Origin of the sequence: Streptomyces sp. NPDC002889 (genome assembly GCF_042888425.1) — a bacterium.
Lineage (GTDB): Bacteria > Actinomycetota > Actinomycetes > Streptomycetales > Streptomycetaceae > Streptomyces.
The window spans coordinates 59358-83797 of the sequence record NZ_JBIAPT010000008.1 but is presented as its reverse complement, the minus strand read 5'-3'; the positions used below and the strand labels follow the sequence as shown (position 1 = coordinate 83797).

The window sequence follows — 24440 nt, the reverse complement described above, 5'->3', positions numbered from 1 at the left end:
GGCGAGTTGTCTGATTTGGGGTGAACTTCGGGCCTAGGCGGTTTTTGAGCGTGCGTAGTCTGTGCGGCATGCAGACCACCGGGAACCATGTGACGTCGCCACGCGTCATCGCCGTGGATGCACCGCGGATGAGCTCTTCACCAAGTTCGTCCGTATCCATTTCGGGGGGACCGGAACTCAACTGCCGCTTCCAGGCGTCTCGCCTGCCCGAGGAGTAGTCGTTCGATGAGCGAGCACCGTCGCAAACCGCCGCAGCCCCAGGATGGCGGGCGCGCCGCGGCCAGACGCGCCGCCCAGCAGCCTTCGGGGCGCCGCGCAGCCCCGCCGCGGGGCGCCGCATCAGCCTCCCCTTCCGCCGCCTACGGCGACGAGCCCACCTACGGCGGCCGCGCCGAGGCCCGCCGTGCCGCACAGCGCGGCGGCAGTCGCCGACGCGTGGAGGAGACGGCAGGCGCCGGCCATGGAGGGCGGGCCGGCGGTGGCCGGCGCGGCGGTGGTGGAGGCGGGGGTCATGAGGGTCCCGGCCGCGCCCGGGGCGGCAGCCCCGGCAGGAAGCGCCTGATCGACTACCCACGCCACAACAAGTACGGATGGCGCCGCTGGGTGCCGTCCTGGAAGCTGGTCACCGGGCTCTGCCTCGGCTTCCTCGGCAGCCTGATGACGGCCGCGACGATCGCGTACGCCATGGTCGGTATCCCGGACCAGGCCAAGACCGCCAAGGCGCAGAACAACGTCTACCTCTGGGACGACGGCTCGCAGATGGCCGCCACCGGGGGTGAGATCAACCGGCAGATCATTCCCATCGGGAAGATTCCGGTGGCGATGCAGAACGCCGTCATCTCGGCGGAGAACAAGACGTTCAGGGACGACTCCGGCATCGACCCGATGGGTATCACCCGCGCCCTGTTCAACATGGCCCGGGGCCAGCAGACCCAGGGTGGCTCGACCATCACCCAGCAGTACGTCAAGAACGCTCGGCTGGACAACCAGGACCAGACTCTGAGCCGTAAGTTCGAGGAGCTGTTCGTCTCCATCAAGGTCGGTACCGAGATGGACAAGCCGGACATCATGGAGGGCTATCTCAACACGTCGTACTACGGCCGCGGCGCGTACGGCATCCAGGCCGCCGCCCGCACGTACTACAAGAAGGACGCCGAGAAGCTCAACGCCAGTGAGTGCGCCGTCCTCGCCTCGCTGCTCAAGGGCGCGACGTACTACGACCCGCACGGCGCCCGGGAGATCGACACCAAGGCGACCGCGGAGGCCAACAGGGAACGGGCCGAGAAGCGCTGGAAGTGGATCCTCGACGAGATGGTCAAGGACAACCACCTGACGGCCACCGACCGGAGCAAGTTCACGAAGTTCCCCATGCCCGCACCGCCTCGTAAGGGCGCACAGCTGGGCGGTCAGGTCGGCTACCTCGTGGACCTGGCCAAGGCCTACGTCGTCAACAACAGCGATGGGCAGATCACCCCGGAGAAGCTTTCCCAGGGCGGCTACAGGATCCAGACGACCTTCAACAAGAAGAAGGTCCGGGACCTCGAGAGGGCCGTCCAGAAGGTCCGGAAAGAGAACATCGACCCCAAGAAGCGGCCGACGAAGGACACCCACGTCCAGTTCGGCGGTGCCTCCGTCGAGCCGGAGACCGGCAAGATCGTGGCGATCTACGGCGGAACGGACGCGACGAAGCACTTCACCAACAATGCCGACACGACCGGTGCCCAGGTCGGCTCGACGTTCAAGCCGTTCGTCCTCGCCGCCGCGATGCGCGACGGTGTGCGCAACCCCGAATTCGGCCCGGATCAGGGGCTTGACGCCCGGACCCTCGTCGACCCGGACCAGAGCCGCTACAGCGGCAAGAACAAGCTCAAGATCAAGAACTATGACGGTTCCATCTGGCGCAACGAGAAGGGAGAGGAGTGGCTGCAGCGCAACGACGGCGATGAGTCGTACGGCAACATCGATCTGCGCGAAGCCATGATCCACTCCGCCAACTCGCCGTTCGTGCAGCTCGGCATGGACATCGGTATTCCCACGGTCAGGCAGGCGGCCATGGATGCCGGACTGCTCGAGGCCAGTCTGTCCGGGTCGAACGTCCCGTCGTTCTCGATCGGTATCTCCTCGCCCAGCGCCATCCGCATGGCCGGCGCGTACGCGACCTTCGCGGCCAACGGCGAGCAGCGCGACCCGTACTCGGTCGAGTGGGTCGAGAACGGTCATGACGAGAAGATCTACGAACACACAAACGACGCTGAGCGAGCCTTCTCCAAGGCCGTCGCGACCAATGTGACGGACGTGCTCCAGGACGTCGTCGACGACCCCGAGGGAACCGGCCGCAACGCCCGTCTTCCCGGGCGCCAGGTCGCCGGCAAGACCGGTACCACCGACGGCAACAAGTCGGCGTGGTTCGTCGGCTACACACCGCAGCTGTCGACCGCCATCGACATGTACCGCCTCGACGACAACGAGAAGAGCGGCAAGCCGCGCGAGTTCGAGGAGATGTACGGCACCGGCGGGCAGGACAAGATCCACGGTGCGTCGTTCCCGTCCGAGATCTGGCAGGACTACATGTCGGACGCGCTCGAGGGCGCGAAGTTCCTCGAGTTCGACGAGCCCGAGCCCATTGGTGAGGCCGTCTGGGGCGGCGGTGCGGTCAGCCCGTCGCCGACGCCGAGCGACACCCCGTCCCCGAGCCCGTCGGACACCCCGTCGGAGACGCCGTCCCCGACGCCGTCCATCACTCCCGGCCGGCCGACGGAGTCGTGCGACCCGTGGGCGGACTGGACCTGCACCGATGGCGGCACCAGCACCGGAAATGATCAGGGCGGTGTCACCGGCGGGCCGACGCCCAGTCCTACCCCATCGCCGGGCACGAACGGCAATGGTGGTGGCAACGGGGGCAAGGACGGCGGCGCCTTCATCGGAGGCTCGGACGGTTAGCCGCAGCCGCCCCGGTACCACCACGAGGGCCGTCGCTCCCGGAACGCACAGCACCTGTGCCCACCGGGAGCGGCGGCCCTCGCCGTAGCCCCCGTCCCGTACGGCAGGATGTGCAGCATGCCCAGCGCAGAAGAGACGAGCGTGTACGAGGACCGTGCCGACGTACGCCCCACACGGCGCGACCGGATCGCCGCGGCCGGCAGTGAACTGATCGGCGGCCCGGCCGGCCGCTGGGCCCTGCGCGGCGGCAGCGGCCGGTTCACGCCGGTGCGGGTCATCGCCCTCGTGACCATTGGCATGTTCGCGCTCGGCATGATGCAGAAGTGGCCCTGCTACAACTGGGCCTGGTTCCGGGGGACCAGCTCCCAGTACACGCACGCCTGCTACTCCGACATCCCGCATCTCTACCTGGGGCGCGGCTTCTCGGAAGGCCGCATCCCGTACTTCGACCGGCTGCCCGGCGACATGGAGTTCCTCGAGTACCCGGTCCTGACGGGGCTGTTCATGCAGGTCGCCGCGTGGATCACTCAGGTGCCGTCCTGGCTGGGCCTCGCCGAGGGCGACATCCAGCAGCAGGAACAGATGTACTGGATGGTCAACGCGGGCATGCTGATGCTCTGCGCCGTGATCATCGCCGTGTGCGTGGCCCGCACCCACCGCAACCGTCCCTGGGACGCACTGCTCGTTGCCCTGGCGCCGGCCTTCGCGCTCACCGCCACCATCAACTGGGACCTGTTCGCCGTGGCGCTCACCGCCGCGGCGATGCTGATGTGGTCCCGCGGCAGAGTCCTCGCTTTCGGCATCCTCATCGGGCTCGCCACAGCCGCCAAGTTCTATCCCGGCCTGCTTCTCGCGGTGCTGCTGGTGCTCTGCTGGCGCGCCGGGAAATGGCGGGAATTCTTCACCGCGGCGCTCGGGGCCGCCGGCGCCTGGCTGATCGTGAACCTGCCGGTCATGCTGCTCGCGCCGGAGGGCTGGAAGAAGTTCTACAGCTTCAGCGAGGAACGGCAGATCGACTTCGGCTCGTTCTGGCTGATCATCACGCAGCGCACCGGCGAGCCGATCGAGGTGGAATCGGTCAACACCTACGCCTCGCTGTTGGTGCTCCTGGCCCTTGTCGGCGTCGGCGTGCTGACCCTCTGCGCACCGCGCCGTCCTCGCTTCGCCCAGCTCGCCTTCCTGCTGGTCGCCGCCTTCATCCTCACCAACAAGGTCTACTCACCGCAGTACGTACTGTGGCTGATTCCGCTCGCCGCCCTCGCCCGGCCCCGCTGGCGTGACTTCCTGATCTGGCAGGCGTGCGAGGTCATGTACTTCCTGGGCATCTGGACGTACCTCGCCTACACCACCAGCCCCAAGCACCAGGGACTGCCGCCCGAGGGCTACCAGGTCGCCATCGCCCTGCATCTGCTGGGCACCCTGTACCTGTGCGCCGTGATCGTGCGCGACATCCTCATGCCGGAGCGCGACGAGGTGCGCCGCGACGGCTCGGACGACCCTTCGGGCGGCGTGCTCGACGGGGCCCCCGACGTGTTCGTCGTGGGTCCCGCGGCCCATCCGCCGCGGCACGCGGCGCACGCCGTGGAAGGCCCGCTCGTCGAATGGGGCACCCGGCCTCACAGCGGCCCGGGGAGCGATCCCCGGCCGTCGTCCTAGGCCCCCTGGCCCCGACGGCCCTGGCAGCCCCGTCCCGAGCCCGTCACAGTGTGGGGCGGCGCGGGGCCGCCCACGCCGCCTGATCCGCCCTAACGGTCCACGAGCCGGTCGAACTGCGTCGTCGTATGACGCAGATGAGCGACCAGCTCGTCACCGACCCTCGGCTCCTGCGCATCGGCAGGAACGAACAGGATCGACACCTGCATGTGCGGCGGCTCGGCGAACCAGCGCTGCTTGCCCGCCCACACGAACGGCGACAGATTGCGGTTGACCGTCGCCAGACCCGCACGCGCCACACCCTTGGCCCGCGGCATCACACCGTGCATCGCCTTCGGCGCCTCGAGGCCGACGCCGTGCGACGTACCGCCGGCCACCACCACGAGCCACCCGTCGGAGGCCGCCTTCTGCTGGCGGTAGCCGAAACGGTCGCCCTTGGTGACCCGTGTGACATCGAGAACCGAACCGCGGTACTCGGTGGACTCGTGGTCGCCCAGCCACAGCCGGGTGCCGATACGTGCCCGGAACCGGGTCTGCGGGAACTGCTGCTGGAGCCGCGCCTGTTCCTCGGCACGCAGATGGCTGACGAACATCGTGTGCAGCGGCAGCCTCGCCACACGCAGCCGGTCCATCCAGCCGATGATCTCCTCGACCGCGTCCGAGCCGTCCGTGCGGTCCAGCGGCAGGTGCAGCGCGAAGCCCTCCAGCCGTACGTCCTCGATGGCCGCGTGCAGCTGGCCCAGCTCCTGCTCGGTGATGCCGTGCCGCTTCATCGAGCTCATGCACTCGATGACGACGCGTGCCCCCACCAGGGCGTGGACACCGTCGACGGAGGACACCGACCGAATCACCCGGTCAGGCAGCGGCACCGGCTCCTCGCCGCGCCGGAACGGTGTCAGCACCAGCAGGTCGCCGCCGAACCAGTCCTTGATCCGCGCCGCTTCGTACGTCGTGCCCACGGCGAGCATGTCGGAACCGAAGCGCGCCGCCTCGTCCGCGAGCCGCTCATGACCGAAGCCGTAGCCGTTGCCCTTGCAGACGGGTACGAGTCCGGGGAACTGGTCGATCACCGACTTCTGGTGCGCCCGCCAGCGTGCGGTGTCTACGTAGAGGGAGAGCGCCATGGCCGGCCCGGAACCTTTCTGGTGGCTGCGGTGTATCAGAGATATGCACGAGATTACGGAGTCGCCCGCGGTAACGGAGCCGTCCGCGGTGCCGTCAGCGACGCGACATGTAGATGTCGAGCGCCTTGTGGAGCAGCTTGTTGAGCGGGAAGTCCCACTCACCCACGTACTCGACGGCCTCGCCGCCGGTGCCGACCTTGAACTGGATCAGACCGAACAGGTGGTCCGTCTCGTCCAGGGAGTCGCTGATGCCCCGCAGGTCGTAGACCGTGGCGCCCATGGCGTACGCGTCGCGCAGCATCCGCCACTGCATCGCGTTCGAGGGCCGGACCTCGCGCCCGATGTTGTCCGAGGCGCCGTACGAGTACCAGACATGGCCCCCGACGACCAGCATCGTCGCCGCCGAGAGGTTCACCCCGTCGTGGCGCGCGAAATACAGGCGCATGCGATTCGGGTCCTCGCTGTTCAGCACCGTCCACATGCGCTGGAAGTACGACAGCGGGCGCGGCCGGAAGCGGTCCCGTTCGGCCGTGATCTCGTACAGCCGCTGCCACTCGGCCAGATCCTCGTAACCGCCCTGGACGACCTCGACACCGGCCTTCTCGGCCTTCTTGATGTTGCGTCGCCACAGCTGGTTGAAGCCCTTGAGGACGTCGTCGAGGGACCGGTTCGCCAGGGGCACCTGATAGACGTAGCGAGGCTGCACATCACCGAAGCCGGCGCCGCCGTCCTCGCCCTGCTGCCAGCCCATCTTCCGCAGCCGGTCGGCCACTTCGAACGCGCGGGGCTCGACGTGGGTTGCCTCCACGTCTCGCAGGCGCTTCACGTCGGGGTCCTGGATACCGGCCTTGATCGCCGGCGCGTCCCAGCGCCGGATGACCACCGGCGGGCCCATCTTCACGGAGAAGGCACCCTGGTTCTTCAGATGCGCCAGCATCGGCTGCAGCCAGTCGTCCAGGTTCGGGGCGTACCAGTTGATCACCGGCCCCTCGGGCAGATACGCGAGGTACCGCTTGATCTTGGGGAGCTGCCGGTACAGGACCAGGCCGGCACCCACCAGCTGATCGTTCTTGTCGAACCAGCCCAGGTTCTCCGAGCGCCATTCCGTCTTCACGTCCGCCCACGCCGGGACCTGGCAGTGACTGGCCGCGGGCAGGCTCTGGATATAGGCCAGATGCTGCTCACGGCTGATGGTCCTCAGGGTCAGGCTCATGCGGGGCGCTCCTCGGCAGGTGTGTCCCCATGGGTACAGGGGCTCCGGCTCTCGCGCCGAAGCCTACTGGGCGGGGGAAGAACTCCGGATGGCTGTACGCAAGAGCGTCGTTCGGCCGTGTCCGCTCGTGCCCTTCCCGGCCCGGCAACCCACCTGCCGAGGAACCCGCTACCCGAGAACTCCTCCGAAGAGCCCGCCGTTCGCCATGCCCAGGTAGAACCCCACCGCCGAGGCACCCAGGCCGATGATCAGCGCGAAGCGCTCACGGGTCGTCTCCGAGATGAACTGCCCGTACGCGCCCGTCAGGATTCCGATCAGCCCGGCCCACGAGCTCAGCAGATGCAGGTTGTGGAACATCGCCGAGACGAAGGCCAGAGCACCGAGCACCAGCGTCGCGGCGAGCAGGGTGTCCTGGAGGGGATGAGGCTTGTGATCCGTGGCGAGCAGGGAAACGGAGGGATGGGGTCGCGTTGCCTGTGCCATGAGGCACCTCCTGGCCTTGCCGGAAGGCGGCGCATCGTAGTGGTGCGCCCACCCGATGTGTACAGATTGCGTCCGTCGGGCACCGGATTTCAACCGGAAGCGGGTGTGCGGGTACTCTGTACGGTCTGCACCGGTGTCTGCCCAGGCCAGAACACAGTCCCAGCTCGACGAGAGGGGATTGTCAGTGGGGGCGGATACCGTTGCTCACGCATCACGACCCTCCTGCCACGGAACGACCGTGGCCGCTGAGTCCAAAGGAGGTGGGTTTTACATGCGTCACTACGAGGTGATGGTCATCCTCGACCCCGATCTCGAGGAGCGCGCTGTCTCCCCGCTGATCGAGAACTTCCTCTCCGTCGTCCGTGAGGGCAACGGAAAGGTTGAGAAGGTCGACACCTGGGGCCGTCGTCGTCTCGCTTACGAGATCAAGAAGAAGCCCGAGGGCATCTACTCGGTCATCGACCTGCAGGCCGAGCCTGCGGTCGTCAAGGAGCTCGACCGCCAGATGAACCTGAACGAGTCGGTCCTCCGGACCAAGGTCCTCCGTCCCGAGACCCACTGAGCATCTAGCTCAGAGGTCATCGGGTTCGAGTAGCAGCAAGCAGCCAGAAGCAATCCCGCCGAGAGGTTCACCCATGGCAGGCGAGACCGTCATCACGGTCGTCGGCAATCTTGTCGACGACCCCGAGCTGCGCTTCACCCCGTCCGGTGCGGCGGTCGCGAAGTTCCGTGTCGCGTCCACTCCCCGCACCTTCGACCGTCAGACCAATGAGTGGAAGGACGGCGAAAGCCTCTTCCTCACCTGCTCGGTCTGGCGTCAGGCGGCGGAGAACGTCGCCGAGTCGCTCCAGCGCGGCATGCGCGTCGTCGTGCAGGGCCGCCTGAAGCAGCGGTCGTACGAGGACCGCGAGGGCGTCAAGCGCACGGTCTACGAGCTGGACGTCGAGGAAGTCGGCCCCAGTCTCAAGAACGCCACGGCCAAGGTCACCAAGACCACCGGTCGCGGTGGCCAGGGCGGCTACGGCGGCGGCCAGCAGGGCGGCGGCAACTGGGGCGGCGGCCCCGGCGGTGGTCAGCAGCAGGGCAGCGGCGGTGCACCCGCCGACGACCCCTGGGCCACCAGCGCGCCGGCCGGCGGCGGCCAGCAGGGCCAGCAGGGTGGGGGCAGCTGGGGCGGCAGCTCCGGCAGCTCCGGCGGTTCCGGCGGCGGCTACTCGGACGAGCCGCCCTTCTAAGGGCAGCTCGTACCCCACTTCTTGATCACACAGGAGATACACCATGGCGAAGCCGCCTGTGCGCAAGCCTAAGAAGAAGGTCTGCGCGTTCTGCAAGGACAAGACCGTATACGTGGACTACAAGGACACGAACATGCTGCGGAAGTTCATTTCCGACCGCGGCAAGATCCGTGCCCGCCGCGTTACCGGCAACTGCACGCAGCATCAGCGTGACGTCGCCACGGCCGTCAAGAACAGCCGTGAGATGGCGCTGCTGCCCTACACGTCCACCGCGCGATAAGGGAAGGGTGACCGAAACATGAAGATCATCCTCACCCACGAGGTCTCTGGCCTCGGTGCCGCCGGCGACGTCGTGGACGTCAAGGACGGCTACGCTCGCAACTACCTGATCCCGCGCGGTTTCGCGATCCGCTGGACCAAGGGCGGCGAGAAGGACGTGGCGCAGATCCGCCGCGCCCGCAAGATCCACGAGATCGCCACCATCGAGCAGGCCAACTCCATCAAGGGCCAGCTCGAGGCCGTCAAGGTGCGCCTGGCCGTTCGCTCCGGCGACGCCGGCCGCCTCTTCGGCTCCGTCACCCCGGCCGACATCGCCTCGGCGATCAAGGCCGCCGGTGGTCCGGAGGTCGACAAGCGTCGCGTCGAGCTCGGTTCGCCGATCAAGACCCTGGGCTCGCACCAGGTGTCCGTGCGTCTGCACCCCGAGGTTGCCGCACAGCTCGGTGTCGAGGTCGTCGCCGCGTAAGCGCAGCGATCAGCTCTGCAGAGCATAGGAAGGGCCGCATCCTCTGGGATGCGGCCCTTCGCCGTCGCACGCTGTGTTTCACGTGAAACGGCGGTCAGCGCGTCGCGCCCGTGACGATCCACCGGCCGGAACGGGCGCGCCACCAGAGCGTCAGCATCCGCACGGCCATCATCAGCGTCATGGCCCACCACAGGGCTGCCAGCCCACCGCCGAGGCTGGGTATCAACAGGGCGACCGGTGCGAACACCGCCAGCGTCAGCAGCATCGCCCAGGCCAGATACGGCCCGTCGCCCGCGCCCATAAGTACACCGTCCAGGACGAAGACCACGCCGGCGATCGGCTGGGACACGGCGACAACCAGCAGGACGGGAAGCAGCGTGTCCTGCACTGCCTGGTCGCCGGTGAACAGGGGGATGAAGAGGGGGCGCGCCAGTACCACCAGGACCCCGAGCACCACACCCGAGGCCACCCCCCACTCGACCATGCGCCGGCATGCCTGCCGAGCGCCCTCTGCATCACCCGCACCGAGATAGCGACCGATGATCGCCTGGCCGGCAATGGCAATGGCATCGAGCGCGAAGGCCAGCAGGCTCCAGAGGGCGAGCACCACCTGATGCGCGGCGATATCCGTGTCGCCGAGGCGGGCGGCGACAGCCGTGGCAATCAGCAGCACCGCCCGCAGCGAGAGGGTACGGACCAGCAGCGGCAGACCTGCCTGGGCGCTGGCCCGTATCCCGGCTGCGTCCGGTCGCAGCGACGCATGGTGCCTGCGCGCCCCGCGCACCACGACGACCAGATAGGCGGCCGCCATACCGCACTGGGCGATCACAGTGCCCCAGGCGGAGCCCGCGATACCGAGGCCGGCACCGTAGACCAGGGCGGCATTGAGTCCTGCGTTGGCCGCGAATCCGCCGATCGCGACATACAGGGGGGTCTTCGTGTCCTGCAGTCCGCGCAGCACACCGGTGGCGGCGAGCACGATCAGCATCGCAGGAATGCCGAAGCCGGAGATGCGCAGATAGGTGATGGCATGGGGAGCCGCAGTGTCGGAAGCGCCGAAGAGGTCGACCAGCCACGGGGCCCCCGGGAGCGTGACCGCGATGACGGCGACGCCGAGGACAAGGGCCAGCCAGATCCCGTCCATGCCCTGCCGGATGGCTGACGGGAGATCGCCCGCGCCGACGCGTCGCGCAACGGCGGCCGTGGTGGCGTAGGCGAGAAAGACGAAGATGCTCACGGCCGTCGTCAGCAGCGCGGCGGCGATGCCGAGCCCCGCCAGCTGGGGGGTGCCGAGATGGCCGACGATGGCACTGTCGACGATCACGAAGAGCGGCTCTGCGACGAGTGCGCCGAAGGCCGGGACAGCGAGCGAGATGATCTCTCGGTCATGCTGCCGTCGACGGGCCTTCGATGCCGCGGGGGCCTGTGTCATGGCATCAATCTAATCTTCCACAGGTAAGAGATGCAATCGCCTTGCAGTCCTTACGGATGCGGGGGTGGTGCGCTCTTCCGCGTGCCGTTTGTTCTGATCTTGGCCCAGTCGGGAAAGTTTTTCTCCCCCACAGCCGGTGGATGGAAAAGTGCCAGGTCAGAGGCGTTAGGTGAGGGCGGCTATGAATTTGTCCACAGTGCTGTCCCCCGGTCCGTGCACAGGTTCCGGAGGGTTCTCCACAGCATCTGGTCCGTCGTCCACATGGCCTGTGGATAACCAGATTGGCTGAAGGTGCCGCCGGGCCTACCGTGGACCGTCGCCCGACTCGCCGGAAGCGGGGTTCGGCGGCCTGGTATGTCAGTGCTGTGCCGTAGAAAGAGTGGCACCGCGAGGTCCGTGGAACGGACGGGAGGAGGTGGGCGGGGTGAGCATTTCCGAGCCCTTGGACGACCCGTGGGCGGCCGAAACCAGCCCCAGCGACCGTCTGCCCGCGTCCCGCCGCCGCCGCGACGAAGGCCGTGGACGCGACGACCAGCACGACCGGGGCAGTGAGAGCGGGGGCTGGGACGGAGGGTCGTCCGGCTTCGAGCGCGTACCTCCTCAGGACCTGGACGCCGAGCAGTCGGTGCTCGGCGGCATGCTGCTCTCCAAGGACGCGATCGCCGACGTCGTGGAGATCATCAAGGGCCACGACTTCTACCGGCCCGCCCACGAGACGGTCTTCCAGGCAATTCTTGACCTGTATGCCAAGGGTGAGCCCGCCGACCCCATCACGGTCGCCGCGGAGCTGGTCAAGCGTGGCGAGATCACCAGGGTGGGCGGAGCTCCGTATCTGCACACGCTGGTCCAGTCGGTGCCGACCGCGGCCAACGCGTCGTACTACGCGGAGATCGTTCATGAGCGCGCGGTCCTGCGCAGGCTGGTGGAGGCCGGCACCAAGATCACGCAGATGGGGTACGCAGCCGACGGAGACGTCGACGAGATCGTCAACTCCGCGCAGGCCGAGATCTATGCCGTCACCGAACAGCGCACCAGCGAGGACTACCTGCCGCTCGGCGACATCATGGAAGGCGCGCTCGACGAGATCGAGGCCATCGGCTCGCGCAGCGGTGAGATGACCGGTGTGCCGACCGGGTTCACGGACTTCGACTCGCTGACGAACGGGCTGCACCCGGGTCAGATGATCGTGATCGCGGCCCGTCCCGCCATGGGTAAGTCGACGCTGGCACTGGACTTCGCGCGGGCCGCCTCGATCAAGAACAACCTTCCCAGCGTGATCTTCTCCCTCGAGATGGGCCGTAACGAGATCGCGATGCGCCTGCTGTCCGCAGAGGCGCGGGTGGCGTTGCATCACATGCGGTCCGGGACGATGACGGACGAGGACTGGACGCGTCTCGCGCGCCGCATGCCGGATGTGTCGCAGGCCCCGCTCTACATCGATGACTCACCGAACCTCTCGATGATGGAGATCCGGGCGAAGTGCCGCCGGCTCAAGCAGCGCAACGATCTGAAGCTCGTGGTCATCGACTATCTGCAGCTGATGCAGTCCGGCGGCTCCAAGCGGGCCGAGAGCCGTCAGCAAGAGGTCTCGGACATGTCCCGGAACCTGAAGCTGCTCGCCAAGGAGCTCGAACTTCCGGTGATCGCGCTCTCCCAGCTGAACCGTGGCCCGGAGCAGCGTACGGACAAGAAGCCGATGGTCTCCGACCTGCGTGAGTCGGGGTCGATCGAGCAGGATGCGGACATGGTCATCCTGTTGCACCGCGAGGACGCGTACGAGAAGGAGTCGCCGCGCGCGGGCGAGGCAGATCTGATCGTGGCCAAGCACCGTAACGGTCCGACGGCGACGATCACGGTGGCCTTCCAGGGGCACTATTCGCGCTTTGTGGACATGGCGCAGACCTGATTCCTCAGCTGTAGGCTCGCCTTTCCGATGTCCCTTTCTCTTTGACGATGGCCTTTTTCTGGCCCAAGGGACAAGGCAGTGAGACGAACTCCCGTCTGATCGTTCGCCCGTACTAGTGCTGATCCCGAGTCGGCGCCCCCAGCAGCAGCGGCACCGCATGACGTCGCCGGTCTGTCGAACGTGAACCCCCACGGCGCCTTCCGTCTGGACATGGACACCCGGCTCGACCTGGGGCCGGCCGTGGCCGTGCCCCACCCCCGTACTCCGGCGGATGCCGCCACCCGATCAGCCACGAAGCTGCGCTGAAGGACATGCCGACCTCAGCGCCCCCGCATGAACGAGGCCGCCTGGCGGGCGAGCGATGGGGTCGGCTCTGACTGAAGGATCCGGCGCGGGCACCACTGGCTGTGGCCATCAAGACGGTTGTCTATCCGCGATCTGAACTTGGCTCGGCAGTGCCGCCTGAGGTCGTTTCGGGTTTCGTGTAGAGGACCTCGCGGACCTGCTCCGCGGCGCGGAGGATGCTTTCGCTGATGAAGTCGCTGAAGCGGGCGATGTTCTCCAGGCGGGCGGCGGCCGGGGTGTCGCTGCCGAGGATGCCGACGCCCTGCCGTGCGGTCTCGGCGACCTGGGCGATGCCGCGGGCGCTGGCGATCGTCGACTGGTACCAGACGTCGTCGTCGACGAAGTAGCGCTCGCGGCGGCGTTCGTCGCGTTCCCGGCGGATGAGGCCCTGATCTTCGAGGAACGCGATCGCCTTGGAAACGGACGCCGGGCTGACCTGGAGGTGCTGGACGAGTTCGGACGCGGTGAGGCTGCCCGCGTCGGCGATAAAGAGGGAGGTCAGCACCCGAGCCGTCATCTTGGGCAGGCCCTGTTGCATCAGGAGGGTGGTGAACGCCTCCTCGTACTCGCGCACGGCCTCGTCGTCGCGCCCGTGGCCCTGCACCGGCGCCCCCTGCCCTCGGGGCGAGGCCGGCCTGCGCCGGTGGGCGCGGCGTTCGGTGGCGCGGTGGGCCAGGTCGGAGCGGTAGGCGGTGGGGCCGCCGTTCCGCATCACCTCACGCGTGATCGTCGAGGTGGGGCGGTCGAGGCGTCTGGCGATCTCCGCGTAGGCGAGCCCGTCGGCCAGCCCCAGCGCGATCTGCTGGCGTTCCTGCTGGGTGAGCCTGCCTCCTGGCATCGCGATCTCCCTCCGTGCTTCCTTGATGGGCCTCCAGTATAGCGTTCACTCTTAATTCATTGCAACGAACAGGGTAACGATTGTTGCATTAGAATCAAATCCATTGCAACGACTTACCTGCTCTGAACAGCCAGGATAGTGATCATGCGCAACGACTGTGTTGTCAGATCTTTGAATGCAACGTAGCGTTTCTAGCATCAGAAACGACGTACGAAGGAGAGCACGATGCAGAAGTTCGACACCCCCGCCCCGGTCTCCGCCGTCCTCGACATCCCCGCGGGACGCATCCGGTTCATCGCCGCCGACCGGGCCGACACCACGGTCGAGGTCCTGCCCGCGGACGCCTCGAAGGGCCGCGACGTGAAGGCGGCGGAGCAGACCACGGTCGAATACGGCGATGGCGTCCTGCGGATCGAGGCCTCACCGGCGAAGAACCGGATCCTCGGCAGCTCCGGATCCATCGAGGTGACCATCCAGCTGCCCTCCGGCTCCAGCATCGAGGCGAAGACGGCCAGCGCCGAATGCCGGGGCGTCGGACGGCTCGGCGACGTCGCCTTCGAGGGCGCGCATGGCTCGGTCAAGCTCGACGAGGCCGCGAGCGCCCGCCTCACCCTCCTCGCCGGCGACGTCTCGGTCGGCCGCCTGGGCGGCCCCGCGGAGATCAGCACCCAAAAGGGCGACGTCCACATCGCCGAGGCGGTGCGCGGCACGGTCGTGCTGCGCACCGAGTCCGGCGACGTGTCGGTCGGCGCCGCCCGCGGAGTATCTGCCTCCCTGGACGCCGGCACCACGTACGGCCGGATCCACAACGCGCTCAAGAACACTGACGGCGCCGCCGCCGGCCTGAACATCCACGCGTCCACCGCCTATGGCGACATCACCACCCGCAGCCTCTGAGGAGCACCCATCATGACCAACCTGGCCATCGCGGCGAACGGGCTGCGCAAGTCCTACGGCGACAAGGTCGTGCTCGACGGCGTCGACCTGGTCGTCCCCGAAGGAACGATCTTCTCCCTGCTCGGCCCGAACGGCGCCGGCAAGACCACCGCCGTGAAGATCCTCTCCACCCTCATCTCTGCCGACCCGGGCACCGGCGACATCCATATCGGTGGCCACAACCTGGCCACCGACCCCCAGGCGGTGCGTGCCGCGATCGGCGTCACCGGCCAGTTCTCCGCCGTCGACGGGCTGATCACCGGCGAGGAGAACATGCTCCTCATGGCGGACCTGCACCACCTCTCCCGCAGCGAGGGGCGGCGCACCGCCGCCGAGCTGCTGGAGCGCTTCGACCTGGTCGAGGAGGCGAAGAAGCCCGCCTCCACCTACTCGGGCGGCATGAAGCGCCGCCTGGACATCGCCATGACGCTGGTCGGCAACCCGCGGATCATCTTCCTCGACGAGCCGACTACCGGCCTCGACCCGCGCTCCCGGCACAACATGTGGCAGATCATCCGCGAGCTGGTCTCCGACGGCGTCACCGTCTTCCTCACCACCCAGTACCTGGAGGAGGCCGACGAACTCGCCGACCGCATCGCCGTGCTCAACGACGGCAAGATCGCCGCCCAGGGCACCGCCGAGGAGCTGAAGCGGCTGATCCCCGGCGGACACGTGCGGCTGCGCTTCGCCGACCCGGCCGCGTACCAGAGCGCCGCCCTCGCCCTGCGCGAGGTCACCCGGGACGACGAGGCACTGGCGCTGCAGATCCCCAGCGACGGCAGTCAGCGCGAGCTGCGCTCCATCCTCGACTGGCTGGACTCCACCGGCATCGAGGCGGACGAGCTGACCGTGCACACCCCCGACCTCGACGACGTGTTCTTCGCCCTGACCGGCACCGACCCGCAGCCCGGCCTGCCCAGCCAGCCCAAGGAGGCTGTCCGATGAGCTCCCTCTCCCTACGCGACTCGTCCACGATGCTGCGCCGCAACCTCCTGCACGCGCGGCGCTATCCGTCCCTCACCCTGAACCTGCTGCTCACCCCGATCATGTTGCTGTTGCTCTTCGTCTACATCTTCGGCGACACGATGAGCTCGGGCATCAGCGGCGGTCCGGACCGCTCCGCATACATCGCGTATGTCGTCCCGGGCTTGCTGCTGATGACCATCGGCAGCACCGTGGTCGGAACCGCGGTGTCCGTCTCCAACGACATGACCGAGGGCATCATCGCCCGCTTCCGCACGATGGCGATCCACCGGCCTTCGGTGCTCGTCGGGCACGTCGTCGGCAGCGTGCTGCAGTCGATCACGAGCGTGGTCCTCGTGGGCGCTGTCGCCGTGGCCATCGGCTTCCGGTCCACGGACGCAACCGCCCTGGAGTGGCTGGCGGCGTTCGGGCTGCTCGTGCTCTTCGCCATGGCGCTCACCTGGATCGCGGTCGGCATGGGCCTGATCAGCCCGAACGCCGAGGCCGCCAGCAACAACGCGATGCCGCTGATCCTGCTGCCGCTCCTCTCCAGCGCCTTCACCCCGGTCGACTCCATGCCCGGCTGGTTCCAGCCGATCGCCGAGTACCAGCCGTTCACGCCCGCCATCGAAACCCTGCGGGGCCTGCTGCTCGGCAGCGAGATCGGCCACCACGGGTGGCTCGCCGTCGCCTGGTGCCTGGGTCTCGCGGTGCTCGGCTACTTCTGGTCGACCTCGAAGTTCAACCGCGACCCGAAGCAACCGCGATGACAGCGCGGGCCGCCTCCCGCACTTGTGTTCCGCGCGCCGCGTAATGCGGTCGACGCGGCGGGTCGGCACCGGTACACCTGCCCCCATGACGTCATCCTTGGAAGAACTGCTTCCCGGTACCCGGCGAGCCCTTCTGCATCGCATCGCCGTCGCGCAGACCGAGGGACGCGCACCCTCGCTCGTTGCCGCCGTGCAGCGCGATGGGCACCTGGTGTGGACCGGGTCGCGAAGCTCGGTCGACGGGCATGCGCCTGACGCCGACACCCAGTACCGCATCGGCTCCATCACCAAGACGTTCACGGCAGTTCTGGTGATGCGGCTGCGCGACGAGGGGCTGCTCGATCTGAACGAGCCCTTGGAGAAGCATCTGCCCGGCACGGGCGTGGGTGAGGTGACCATCGCTCAGCTTCTGGGCCACAGCGCGGGTTTGAGCGCCGAGTCCCCCGCCCCATGGTGGGAGAGGACCCCGGGGTCGGTGCGACCCGAGCTTGCCGATGTGCTGGGTGAGCAGACGCGGTTGCACCCGCCCGGCCGGCGACACCACTACTCCAACCCCGGCTACACCCTGCTGGGTGCGCTGGTCGGGACAGTGCGTGGCGTGTCGTGGGAGGAGGTGCTGCGCCGCGAGGTTCTGGAGCCCCTGGCGCTGAAACGAACGAGTGTGCAGCCCCGGATGCCGCATGCGGGCGGTTGGGCGGTGCACCCGTGGGCGGATGTGATGCTGCCCGAGCCGTCCGAGGACCTCGGTCTGATGGCTCCGGCCGGGCAGCTCTGGTCCACCGCCGCGGATCTCTGTCGTTTCGCCGCCTTCCTCGCCGAAGGCGACGATCGTGTCCTGAGCGCCGCGTCCGTGCGCGAGATGCGTACTCCCTCCGTGCCGCCCGAGATCGAGGACTGGGAGAACCTGTACGGCCTCGGCCTGCAGATCGTGCGGAGGGGCGGGCGCACCCTGATCGGGCACGGTGGTTCGTTGCCGGGCTTCTTGGCAGGGCTGTGGGTGAGTGTGGAGGACGGCGTCGGGGCGGTGGCGCTCGCCAACGTCACCTCTGGGCCACCGACCGGGGTGGTCGCAGGCGACCTCGTGGGGATCGTGGCGGAAGCCGAACCGCGTATCCCCGAGCCTTGGCGTCCCTTGCCGGAGGTCGGCCAGGCGTTGCTGGAGCTGACCGGTCCCTGGTACTGGGGTACGTATGCCTACGGCCTGCGCCTGGTCGCTGATGGCGGCCTCGAGCTGGAACCGCTGCAAGGAGGGGGCCGGAAGTCGCGTTTCGTCGCGGCCCCGGGGCAGACGGAGACGTGGGCCGGTCTCGATGGCTACTACGCGGGGGAGACGCTGCGTGTGGTGCGTCGCGAGGACGGCTCGGTGAGCCATCTGGACCTGGGGTCGTTCGCCTTCACGCGTGAGCCCTACGAGCCGGGTGACGCGGTTCCCGGCGGTGTGGACAAGGACGGCTGGCGCGGACTGAGCGTATGAGCCGGACGATGTTTCACGTGAAACCGACATGTGACGGGGTGCTTCAGATGCTCAACTTGAAGCCGATGTGGGAGGCCTCGAACCCGAGCCGTTCGTAGAAGCGGTGGGCGTCGGTACGGGTGACGTCCGACGTGAGCTGCACCAGTTGGCAGCCTTGGCGGCGTGATTCATCGATGGCCCATTCGATGAGCAGGGTGCCAAGGCCGCTGCCGCGTTCGTCGGCGTGGACACGTACGCCCTCGATGATCGAGCGCGTGGAGCCGCGGCGGGACAACCCGGGAATGATCGTGAGCTGAAGGACGCCGACGACCCGTCCTCCGCGCACCGCGACAGTCTGATGCTGGTTCGGGTCACCGGCCATGCGCTCGAAGGCGGCGGTGTACGGGGAGAGGTTGTCCGGCGACTCCCGCTGGGCGCCGAGCGGGTCGTCGGCGAGCATTGTCACGATCGCCGGGAGGTCTTCGCGTACGGCGGCGCGTATCTGCGGATCGTTCATGATCCGCAGACTACGCAGTGTCCGTCGGCCGGCCGGGGGCCCGGAGCTGTTCGACGGCCCTCACCAGCGGGGCGAGCTCAGGGTTCTTGGCCGCTTCGTCGAGGGCCTCGCGCAGGGCGGTGTCGTTGGTGGGACGGGCTTCGGCGAGGAGCTGAAGGCCCGCTTCGCTGACGTCGGTGTAGATGCCGCGGCGGTCGGTGGGGCACAGGTAGCGGGACAGCAGGCCACGGTCCTCGAGTCGGGTGACGAGTCGCGTGGTGGCGCTCTGGCTCAGGACCACGGCATCGGCGACCTGCTTCATCTGCAGGTGGCCGCCTTCGCCCTCGTGCTGGCGGCTGAGGACATCGAGGAGTGAGTACTCACGGGCGCTCAGGCCGTGCCCGGTCTCGAGGGCTCGCTCGATGTGGGCCTCGATCTTCCCGTGCAGCAGCGAGAGGGCGCACCAGCCCTGGGACAGGGCGGTGAGGCCTGGGTCGGTCGCTGTCATCTGTGTCTCCTCCTCGTCCTCGGCTCCCAGCGTGGTGGCATCCAGGATAGACGATCGACGCAATATACGGCGCTTGCAACTAATTACTGGGGTGCCGCCGTCGCCGTGGAGGGCTCGTGTCGGTCCGGCCTACCCCGCGGCGACCGTGAGCGGGGCGAAGCGGCGCGTCCAGTCACCGGGAAGGAAGGTGATGCCGTAGGTCATCACGGCGTTGAAGGCGACCGGCTCCAGTCCGCGCTCCTTCACCCAGGCGAGGAGTTCTTCGTGACGTACGTCGATGTCCGTCCGCAGCGGACGGTCCGTCCTGGAGGCCAGGGCGGTGATCAGCGCCTTGGCGGTCTGTGTGTCCCGGGCGATCAGCGGGCCGATGACATGAGTGTTCATATTGGGCCAGAGTGCGGCGTACCCGATCAGCACTCCGTCCTCCTCCGCCACCAGCAGGTGGTCGGCGAAGCCGGGCAGCCGCGTGATCATGTGGGTGCGGTCCTGACCGAAGACCTCGGTATCCAACCGCAGCAGAGTGGGAAGGTCCTCGGCGACCGCCGGACGGGTCGCCACAGCGACCGCCGGGCCCGAGGGGGTGAACCGGCCGCGGACCATTTCCGCGCGGCCCGTGAGGGTGAAGCCCAGTTCCTCGTACAGAGGCTTGCCGCTGGGGGTGGCATGAAGGGTGAGCGGGGTGTCCTTGGCCTCCGCCAGCACGTGCTCCATAAGGCGGCGTCCGATCCCCTGGCGGGAGTACCGCTCGGCGACAAGCACCATGCCGATCGCGGCGAGCCCCGCACCGTACGAGGTCAGTACGCAGGCGGCCGTCAGGCCCTTGCCGTCAGGGGCGTCGATCCCGTAGCCGGTTCCGGCCGTCACCAGCAGACCCCATTTGTGGTCCTCGCGTGGCCAGCCGCGGTCTTCGGAGAGATCGGCGCAGGACACGACGTCCTTCGAGGTCAGACGCCTGATGGGGAGATCGGAGAGCGGTGACGGCATGGGGATCAGGCTGTCCGACCCAGTGATCGTTTGTCCAGCGCTTTTGCCGAAGCGGTCGATGCGCGCAGTCGACGGCCGTGCCTTGTGAGACCCCATGGTTTGAGGACGGAGATGACCGTCATGAAGACATAGGCGCTCAGGGAGACGGCGGGGCCCATCACCAGGTCGAGAGGGTCGGCGAGCACACCGCCCGAGGCGAGGGTGTCGGCCGCGCTGTTGACTCCCGGACGCAGCGCGAAGACGGAGGCCGTGGTGGTGATGAGGGTGAGCCAGAACTTCGTGAGGACCCAGCGGTGCCTGGCCAGTCCCCATATGGTGCCCAGGGACAGGACGAGGCCACTGAGCAGCGTGAGCAGTGCGAGCGGGAGCACGAGCCAGTCGGTGAAGACCTTCATCGAGCGGCATGCGGCTTCGGCCATGGCCGCGGATCTCGTGGTGTTGGCCGTGAGGGCAAGCGCCAGCAGGCCGAGAGTAAGCCCGAGCCAGCCCGCGGAGGCGGTGACATGGAGGACGAGGATGGTCCGGCGAACGGGACGCTTGAGTGGTTTCACGTGAAACACAGTGCCGGGCTGAGGTGGTCGGTCGCGTCTGACAGCGGGAGTAATCGCGGGTACTAACCTCGGCGTACATGCCGGACATGGAGAACGGACCGAGGCACGGTTCGCGCTTTCCGGATCTTCCTTTCAGCCGGCCGGTGGAGCCAACGGGGATTCTCAGTGCTGCCGCGAAGGTGAAGATCGCGAACCGGCTCTGTGCAGAGTTCGGGGTAGGTCTGGACGCATGTGTTGCTTATGGTGATTCCATGTCGGACGCTGAGATCTTCGCGTCGGTGCCCACGAGGGTGGCAGTGAATGCCGATCACCATCTGACCGGCCTGGCTACGCACAGCTATACGGGGAGAGATCTTCGCGAGACCTATGAACTCGTGCGAACCCAGGAGTAGTTCAGGTCTTGGGGAGGCAGAAGAGGCCCCGAATATGGGCATGGGGGAAATGCAGCCTAACGGGATATCAGGGGCTGATGCCCGGACTTTCCGCTCTTTGTGCTGTGCAGCGGCACCACCTGGCATGCTGCGACGACGGGTGCTGCGGGCAATGACTCGATCCAGGGCCACCCGCCCCGATTCGGCGCACGGCCGAGGTTAGTGTGGGCCTGCAAAGTCCTGAGACAGAGCGGGGAATCGAGCACGTTCCGGAGGCGGAAGTGCGTGGACCGACCCAGAGATGTTCGAGGCGAGGCAGACAATGGACGCTCCGACCACTACGTCGGCCGAGAACGGCACTCCAGGTGACAGCGGCGGTGACGGCTGGTTCACCCCTCGTAAACAGCCGGCCGAGGGGCGGCCGGCCGAGGGTGCGCAGGACGCGGACGACACCGGGCAGGACCGGATAGTCACCCCGAGCCGCTCGTTCGCCTCCATACGACCGGTGGGCTCCGGTGCCTCTCGGGCCGCAGAGGGTCTTGGCACCGCGCACGCTCCAAGAGGGCACCCTGTTCACGGGGCGGCGCCGCACGAGGCAGCCCCCAGGCGCGACGAGTCCCCGGCCACCCACAGCGAACCGGCCCCGCGCACCGCACCGGCCTCCGGCACCGGGCCGCTGCCGCGGACCGAGCCCACACCGGCCGCCTCCCCGGCCGCCCCGGCACGCCAGGCCTCGCCCGATGCGGTTCTCATCCGCCGCACGATGACGGAGGTCGCCGCCGTCGCCGACAAGGTCACCTCGTACTTCTACGCTTTGCTCTTCGTGCGCCACCCCGAACTGCGCTCCATGTTTCCCGTCGCGATGGATGCCCAGCGCGACCGCCTTCTCAAGGCGTTGCTGACCGCGGCCGACCATATGGACAACGCTGCCGTGCTGACCGACTACCTGCAGCACCTGGGCCGCGGCCATCGCAAGTACGGCACGCAGCCCGCGCACTACCCGGCGGTCGGCGAGGCCCTGATCGGGGCGCTGAGCCGGTACGCGACCTCGACCTGGAACGAGGAGACCGAGGCCGCGTGGGTGCGCACCTACACCACGATCTCGCAGATCATGATCGATGCTGCCGCCGAGAACGAGCGCCGTGCGCCTGCCTGGTGGCAGGCCGAAGTGGTGTCGCACGATCTGCGCACCCCCGACATAGCGATCGTCACCGTGCGTCCGGACCAGCCGTACGCGTTCCTGGCAGGCCAGTACACGAGTCTGGAGACGCCTTGGTGGCCGCGCATCTGGCGGCACTACTCCTTCGCCGGAGCGCCCAGGACCGACGGTCTGCTGTCCTTTCACGTCAAGGCGGTTCCGGCCGGATGGGTCTCCAATGCCCTGGTGCACCACGCCCGTCCCGGCGATGTGCTGCGGCTGGGGCCGCCCGCCGGTTCGATGACGGTCGACCACAGCACCGACAACGGGCTGCTGTGTCTGGGCGGCGGCACCGGCATCGCGCCCATCAAGGCGCTGGTCGAGGATGTGGCCAAGCACGGCGAGATGCGTCCGGTGGAGGTCTTCTACGGGGCGCGCACCGACTACGACCTGTACGACATCGACACCATGCTGCGTCTCCAGCAGACGCATCCGTGGCTGTCGGTGCGGCCGGTGGTCGACGATCGCGCGCAGTTCCCGGACGCTGTACGGGAGTTCGGCCGCAATGGGCCGTGGAACGAGTACGACGCCTATCTCTCCGGCCCTCCCGGGATGATCCGCAGCGGTGTGGACGCGCTGCGGGGCATGGGGATCCCCTCGGACCGCATCCGCCATGACTCGCTCGAGGAGCTCGTGGCGGCCGCCAACTAGGTCCTGTCCGCCCGGACAGGACCTGGCTGCAGCGGCCCGCGGCGGACCAGGCCCGATGTTGACGCCCCGGACCGCTTCAACCCTCATGCCCCGGACGGGCCCGTCCCGCCGGAGCCGGCCCCGGGCCGCCCGGTCAGCCGAGGTCCGGGGCATGCATGGCCCGCACGCCCTCGATGTTGCCGTCCAGGTAGTGCCGCAGGGAGAGCGGTACGAGGTGGACGGCGGCAATCCCGACGCGACTGAACGGCACGCGCACGATCTCGTACTCCCCGGAGGGTTCGTCGATCTCGGGGCCGTGCCGCAGGGAAGGGTCCATGGACTCCAGCCGGCAGACGAAGAAGTGCTGCACCTTCACCCCGGTCACCCCGCCGTCCGCGATGTGCTCGACTGTGTCGACGAAGCACGGCACCACATCGGTGATCTTTGCGCCGAGCTCTTCGTCCACCTCCCGGTGGAGGGCGTCGACCACGGTGGCATCCTCGGGCTCGACCCCGCCGCCGGGGGTGAGCCAGTAGGGGTCCACGCCGGGCTTGGTGCGCTTGATCAGGACGAGGTCGTCGCCGTCGAGCAGGATGGCGCGTGCGGTGCGCTTGACCACGGGTCGTTCGGTCATGGCAAGAGAGTGGCCCACGCCGGCGGATCTGAAACGCGGGCCCCGGGAAACTCTCGCCGTCGGGGGCTTTCGGGACGCTCGGTACTGTTCGCGCTCACCAGTCGACGGCCGCGCGCAGCAGCCACTCATGGGCCCGGGCGATGTGCGGATGAGCGAGCGTGCCGGTGCGTATCACCAGGAAATAGGTGCGCAGCGGAGGCACGGGAGGGTCGAGAAGGGCGACGACGCGGCCTCGTTCCAGGGCGTCCTCGCACAGATAGCGCGGCAGTACGGCGAGCCCCGCGCCGCTTGCGGTGGTTTCCAGCACGGCCCGCAGGTCGGGCGCGATGACGGCGCCCGCCGCGGCCGGCCGGGAGTCGAACACGGCGCTCCAGTAGCGCGAGACGAGGGGTAAGGACTCATGGACCTCCACCACCGGAAGCTGTTCGAGGACCACATGGCCCTTGCGCAGTACGGCGGGCCCCAGGCGGGCGGCCCAGCGGGGGGCAGCGACCAGAACGTGCTCCTCGTCGCACAGGGCGGCCGCGGTGAGCAGCCCGCCGCGGGGGCGGGCGGTGGTGATGGCGACGTCATGGTGTCCGGCGGCGAGCCCCTCGAGGGTCTCCTCCGCATTGCCGAACGAGGCGCGCAACGCCAGTCCCTGGCCTATCAGCGGGGTGAGGGCCGGCAGGGCACGCAGTGAGGTGAACTCGGGAGGCCCGGCAAGGTGCAGGGTCCGGATGCCCGTCTCGTCGTCGAGTCCGGCCTCGGCTATCTCCACCAGCGCGTCCAGGTGCGGGGCGGCCCGATGGGCGAGCTCGTCGCCGATGGTGGTGGGGGTGACGCCGCGGGCCTGGCGAAGGAAGAGGGGGCGGCCGAGCTGCCGCTCCAGGGTGCGGATCTGCCCGGTGACGGCGGGCTGGGACAGTCCGAGCAGAGCGGCGGCGCGCGTGAAGGAGCCGGCCCGGTGCACCGTGACGAACGTGCGCAGCAGGGCCAGATCCATGCCATGCCCCTCCCGATCCGACGTTGCCCCGAACCCGGCCAACTATA

General features: G+C 68.1%; 23 protein-coding genes and 1 pseudogene. 13 read left to right on the top strand and 11 right to left on the bottom strand.

The genetic code is table 11. The features are described 5' to 3' along the window. The first annotated feature begins 225 nt into the window (after window positions 1-225). Entirely contained in the window at window positions 226-2940 is a 2715-nt protein-coding gene (locus ACFYWI_RS13820) for a transglycosylase domain-containing protein (protein WP_389230316.1), read from the top strand. Window positions 2941-3057: 117 nt separating this feature from the next. Then, the gene (locus ACFYWI_RS13815; RefSeq protein ID WP_389230314.1) at window positions 3058-4596 is read left to right on the top strand and encodes a glycosyltransferase family 87 protein; all 1539 of its coding nucleotides are present in this window, start codon (window positions 3058-3060) and stop codon (window positions 4594-4596) included. 89 nt (window positions 4597-4685) lie between these two features. Here the strand turns inward: ACFYWI_RS13815 and ACFYWI_RS13810 are convergent, their stop codons facing one another. The 3 genes from ACFYWI_RS13810 to ACFYWI_RS13800 all read right to left on the bottom strand — a co-directional run bounded on the left by ACFYWI_RS13810 (window position 4686) and on the right by ACFYWI_RS13800 (window position 7413). Next, window positions 4686-5717, bottom strand: a complete 1032-nt coding sequence (locus ACFYWI_RS13810; protein ID WP_389230311.1) for an alanine racemase — start codon at window positions 5715-5717, stop codon at window positions 4686-4688. A gap of 94 nt (window positions 5718-5811) precedes the next feature. Continuing rightward, window positions 5812-6930, bottom strand: a complete 1119-nt coding sequence (locus ACFYWI_RS13805) for a lipid II:glycine glycyltransferase FemX (RefSeq protein WP_389230308.1) — start codon at window positions 6928-6930, stop codon at window positions 5812-5814. Between the two features lie 168 nt (window positions 6931-7098). Continuing rightward, on the bottom strand, window positions 7099-7413 hold the full coding sequence (locus tag ACFYWI_RS13800) for a hypothetical protein (protein ID WP_389230305.1): 315 nt from the start codon (window positions 7411-7413) through the stop codon (window positions 7099-7101). A 271-nt stretch (window positions 7414-7684) separates the two neighbouring features. On the opposite strand from ACFYWI_RS13800, the gene rpsF reads away from it, so the two are divergent. The 4 genes from rpsF (at window position 7685) to rplI (ending at window position 9393) form a co-directional block, all read left to right on the top strand. Further along, window positions 7685-7975: a 30S ribosomal protein S6 gene (gene rpsF, locus ACFYWI_RS13795; protein ID WP_004950685.1), complete on the top strand. Its 291-nt coding sequence runs from the start codon at window positions 7685-7687 to the stop codon at window positions 7973-7975. A 73-nt stretch (window positions 7976-8048) separates the two neighbouring features. After that, window positions 8049-8648 (top strand): single-stranded DNA-binding protein, encoded by a 600-nt coding sequence (locus ACFYWI_RS13790; protein ID WP_389230302.1) that lies wholly within the window; start codon window positions 8049-8051, stop codon window positions 8646-8648. Window positions 8649-8691: 43 nt separating this feature from the next. Beyond that, a complete protein-coding gene (gene rpsR, locus ACFYWI_RS13785; protein WP_003956534.1) occupies window positions 8692-8928 on the top strand; it encodes a 30S ribosomal protein S18 in 237 nt (78 codons plus the stop codon). An 18-nt stretch (window positions 8929-8946) separates the two neighbouring features. Further along, on the top strand, window positions 8947-9393 hold the full coding sequence (rplI, locus tag ACFYWI_RS13780; protein ID WP_389230299.1) for a 50S ribosomal protein L9: 447 nt from the start codon (window positions 8947-8949) through the stop codon (window positions 9391-9393). Window positions 9394-9487: 94 nt separating this feature from the next. On the opposite strand, the gene ACFYWI_RS13775 is transcribed toward rplI, so the two are convergent. Then, window positions 9488-10825 (bottom strand): MATE family efflux transporter, encoded by a 1338-nt coding sequence (locus tag ACFYWI_RS13775; protein WP_389230296.1) that lies wholly within the window; start codon window positions 10823-10825, stop codon window positions 9488-9490. 424 nt (window positions 10826-11249) lie between these two features. Here ACFYWI_RS13775 and dnaB point away from each other — a divergent pair, with 424 nt between their 5' ends. Further along, on the top strand, window positions 11250-12731 hold the full coding sequence (gene dnaB, locus ACFYWI_RS13770; protein WP_389230293.1) for a replicative DNA helicase: 1482 nt from the start codon (window positions 11250-11252) through the stop codon (window positions 12729-12731). A 427-nt stretch (window positions 12732-13158) separates the two neighbouring features. Here the strand turns inward: dnaB and ACFYWI_RS13765 are convergent, their stop codons facing one another. After that, window positions 13159-13914 (bottom strand): helix-turn-helix domain-containing protein, encoded by a 756-nt coding sequence (locus tag ACFYWI_RS13765; protein ID WP_389230290.1) that lies wholly within the window; start codon window positions 13912-13914, stop codon window positions 13159-13161. A gap of 225 nt (window positions 13915-14139) precedes the next feature. On the opposite strand from ACFYWI_RS13765, the gene ACFYWI_RS13760 reads away from it, so the two are divergent. The 4 genes from ACFYWI_RS13760 to ACFYWI_RS13745 all read left to right on the top strand — a co-directional run bounded on the left by ACFYWI_RS13760 (window position 14140) and on the right by ACFYWI_RS13745 (window position 18057). After that, the gene (locus ACFYWI_RS13760) at window positions 14140-14811 is read left to right on the top strand and encodes a DUF4097 family beta strand repeat-containing protein (protein ID WP_389230287.1); all 672 of its coding nucleotides are present in this window, start codon (window positions 14140-14142) and stop codon (window positions 14809-14811) included. A gap of 12 nt (window positions 14812-14823) precedes the next feature. Then, window positions 14824-15795 (top strand): ATP-binding cassette domain-containing protein, encoded by a 972-nt coding sequence (locus ACFYWI_RS13755; protein ID WP_389230284.1) that lies wholly within the window; start codon window positions 14824-14826, stop codon window positions 15793-15795. After that, the gene (locus ACFYWI_RS13750) at window positions 15792-16583 is read left to right on the top strand and encodes an ABC transporter permease (protein ID WP_389230281.1); all 792 of its coding nucleotides are present in this window, start codon (window positions 15792-15794) and stop codon (window positions 16581-16583) included. The genes ACFYWI_RS13755 and ACFYWI_RS13750 overlap by 4 nt, the downstream gene beginning before the upstream one ends. Before the next feature lie 85 nt (window positions 16584-16668). Next, window positions 16669-18057 carry a serine hydrolase domain-containing protein gene (locus ACFYWI_RS13745; protein WP_389230278.1) on the top strand — a complete coding sequence of 463 codons (1389 nt, stop codon included), beginning with the start codon at window positions 16669-16671 and terminating at the stop codon, window positions 18055-18057. Between the two features lie 43 nt (window positions 18058-18100). Here ACFYWI_RS13745 and ACFYWI_RS13740 read toward each other — a convergent pair whose 3' ends face one another. The 4 genes from ACFYWI_RS13740 to ACFYWI_RS13725 form a co-directional block, all read right to left on the bottom strand. Beyond that, entirely contained in the window at window positions 18101-18553 is a 453-nt protein-coding gene (locus ACFYWI_RS13740; protein WP_389230275.1) for a GNAT family N-acetyltransferase, read from the bottom strand. Between the two features lie 10 nt (window positions 18554-18563). After that, window positions 18564-19040, bottom strand: a complete 477-nt coding sequence (locus tag ACFYWI_RS13735) for a MarR family winged helix-turn-helix transcriptional regulator (protein ID WP_389230272.1) — start codon at window positions 19038-19040, stop codon at window positions 18564-18566. Window positions 19041-19169: 129 nt separating this feature from the next. Next, the gene (locus ACFYWI_RS13730; RefSeq protein ID WP_389230269.1) at window positions 19170-20024 is read right to left on the bottom strand and encodes a GNAT family N-acetyltransferase; all 855 of its coding nucleotides are present in this window, start codon (window positions 20022-20024) and stop codon (window positions 19170-19172) included. Between the two features lie 5 nt (window positions 20025-20029). Next, the gene (locus ACFYWI_RS13725) at window positions 20030-20575 is read right to left on the bottom strand and encodes a DUF2269 domain-containing protein (RefSeq protein ID WP_389230266.1); all 546 of its coding nucleotides are present in this window, start codon (window positions 20573-20575) and stop codon (window positions 20030-20032) included. A gap of 104 nt (window positions 20576-20679) precedes the next feature. Here ACFYWI_RS13725 and ACFYWI_RS13720 point away from each other — a divergent pair. Together ACFYWI_RS13720 and ACFYWI_RS13715 are read left to right on the top strand one after the other, a co-directional pair. Further along, window positions 20680-20967: pseudogene (locus ACFYWI_RS13720) on the top strand (HAD hydrolase family protein); the annotation flags it as partial. A gap of 301 nt (window positions 20968-21268) precedes the next feature. Beyond that, window positions 21269-22795: a globin domain-containing protein gene (locus ACFYWI_RS13715; protein WP_389230263.1), complete on the top strand. Its 1527-nt coding sequence runs from the start codon at window positions 21269-21271 to the stop codon at window positions 22793-22795. Window positions 22796-22928: 133 nt separating this feature from the next. On the opposite strand, the gene ACFYWI_RS13710 is transcribed toward ACFYWI_RS13715, so the two are convergent. After that, window positions 22929-23408, bottom strand: coding sequence for an NUDIX domain-containing protein (locus ACFYWI_RS13710; RefSeq protein WP_389230260.1), 480 nt, complete (start codon window positions 23406-23408; stop codon window positions 22929-22931). Between the two features lie 94 nt (window positions 23409-23502). After that, window positions 23503-24393 carry a LysR family transcriptional regulator gene (locus tag ACFYWI_RS13705; protein WP_389230257.1) on the bottom strand — a complete coding sequence of 297 codons (891 nt, stop codon included), beginning with the start codon at window positions 24391-24393 and terminating at the stop codon, window positions 23503-23505. Between the last annotated feature and the right edge of the window lie 47 nt (window positions 24394-24440).

Bases quoted from the DNA above. Each gene is read 5' to 3' on its own strand.
- ACFYWI_RS13745 (WP_389230278.1), top strand. From the start codon at position 16,669: ATGACGTCATCCTTGGAAGAACTGCTTCCCGGTACCCGGCGAGCCCTT.
- ACFYWI_RS13805 (WP_389230308.1), bottom strand. From the start codon at position 6,930: ATGAGCCTGACCCTGAGGACCATCAGCCGTGAGCAGCATCTGGCCTAT.
- rpsR (WP_003956534.1), top strand. From the start codon at position 8,692: ATGGCGAAGCCGCCTGTGCGCAAGCCTAAGAAGAAGGTCTGCGCGTTC.
- ACFYWI_RS13810 (WP_389230311.1), bottom strand. From the start codon at position 5,717: ATGGCGCTCTCCCTCTACGTAGACACCGCACGCTGGCGGGCGCACCAG.
- ACFYWI_RS13735 (WP_389230272.1), bottom strand. From the start codon at position 19,040: ATGACAGCGACCGACCCAGGCCTCACCGCCCTGTCCCAGGGCTGGTGC.
- ACFYWI_RS13755 (WP_389230284.1), top strand. From the start codon at position 14,824: ATGACCAACCTGGCCATCGCGGCGAACGGGCTGCGCAAGTCCTACGGC.
- ACFYWI_RS13760 (WP_389230287.1), top strand. From the start codon at position 14,140: ATGCAGAAGTTCGACACCCCCGCCCCGGTCTCCGCCGTCCTCGACATC.
- ACFYWI_RS13815 (WP_389230314.1), top strand. From the start codon at position 3,058: ATGCCCAGCGCAGAAGAGACGAGCGTGTACGAGGACCGTGCCGACGTA.
- ACFYWI_RS13775 (WP_389230296.1), bottom strand. From the start codon at position 10,825: ATGACACAGGCCCCCGCGGCATCGAAGGCCCGTCGACGGCAGCATGAC.
- ACFYWI_RS13740 (WP_389230275.1), bottom strand. From the start codon at position 18,553: ATGAACGATCCGCAGATACGCGCCGCCGTACGCGAAGACCTCCCGGCG.
- rplI (WP_389230299.1), top strand. From the start codon at position 8,947: ATGAAGATCATCCTCACCCACGAGGTCTCTGGCCTCGGTGCCGCCGGC.
- rpsF (WP_004950685.1), top strand. From the start codon at position 7,685: ATGCGTCACTACGAGGTGATGGTCATCCTCGACCCCGATCTCGAGGAG.
- ACFYWI_RS13750 (WP_389230281.1), top strand. From the start codon at position 15,792: ATGAGCTCCCTCTCCCTACGCGACTCGTCCACGATGCTGCGCCGCAAC.
- ACFYWI_RS13820 (WP_389230316.1), top strand. From the start codon at position 226: ATGAGCGAGCACCGTCGCAAACCGCCGCAGCCCCAGGATGGCGGGCGC.
- ACFYWI_RS13790 (WP_389230302.1), top strand. From the start codon at position 8,049: ATGGCAGGCGAGACCGTCATCACGGTCGTCGGCAATCTTGTCGACGAC.
- ACFYWI_RS13800 (WP_389230305.1), bottom strand. From the start codon at position 7,413: ATGGCACAGGCAACGCGACCCCATCCCTCCGTTTCCCTGCTCGCCACG.
- ACFYWI_RS13705 (WP_389230257.1), bottom strand. From the start codon at position 24,393: ATGGATCTGGCCCTGCTGCGCACGTTCGTCACGGTGCACCGGGCCGGC.
- ACFYWI_RS13710 (WP_389230260.1), bottom strand. From the start codon at position 23,408: ATGACCGAACGACCCGTGGTCAAGCGCACCGCACGCGCCATCCTGCTC.
- ACFYWI_RS13730 (WP_389230269.1), bottom strand. From the start codon at position 20,024: ATGCCGTCACCGCTCTCCGATCTCCCCATCAGGCGTCTGACCTCGAAG.
- ACFYWI_RS13765 (WP_389230290.1), bottom strand. From the start codon at position 13,914: ATGCCAGGAGGCAGGCTCACCCAGCAGGAACGCCAGCAGATCGCGCTG.
- ACFYWI_RS13715 (WP_389230263.1), top strand. From the start codon at position 21,269: ATGGACGCTCCGACCACTACGTCGGCCGAGAACGGCACTCCAGGTGAC.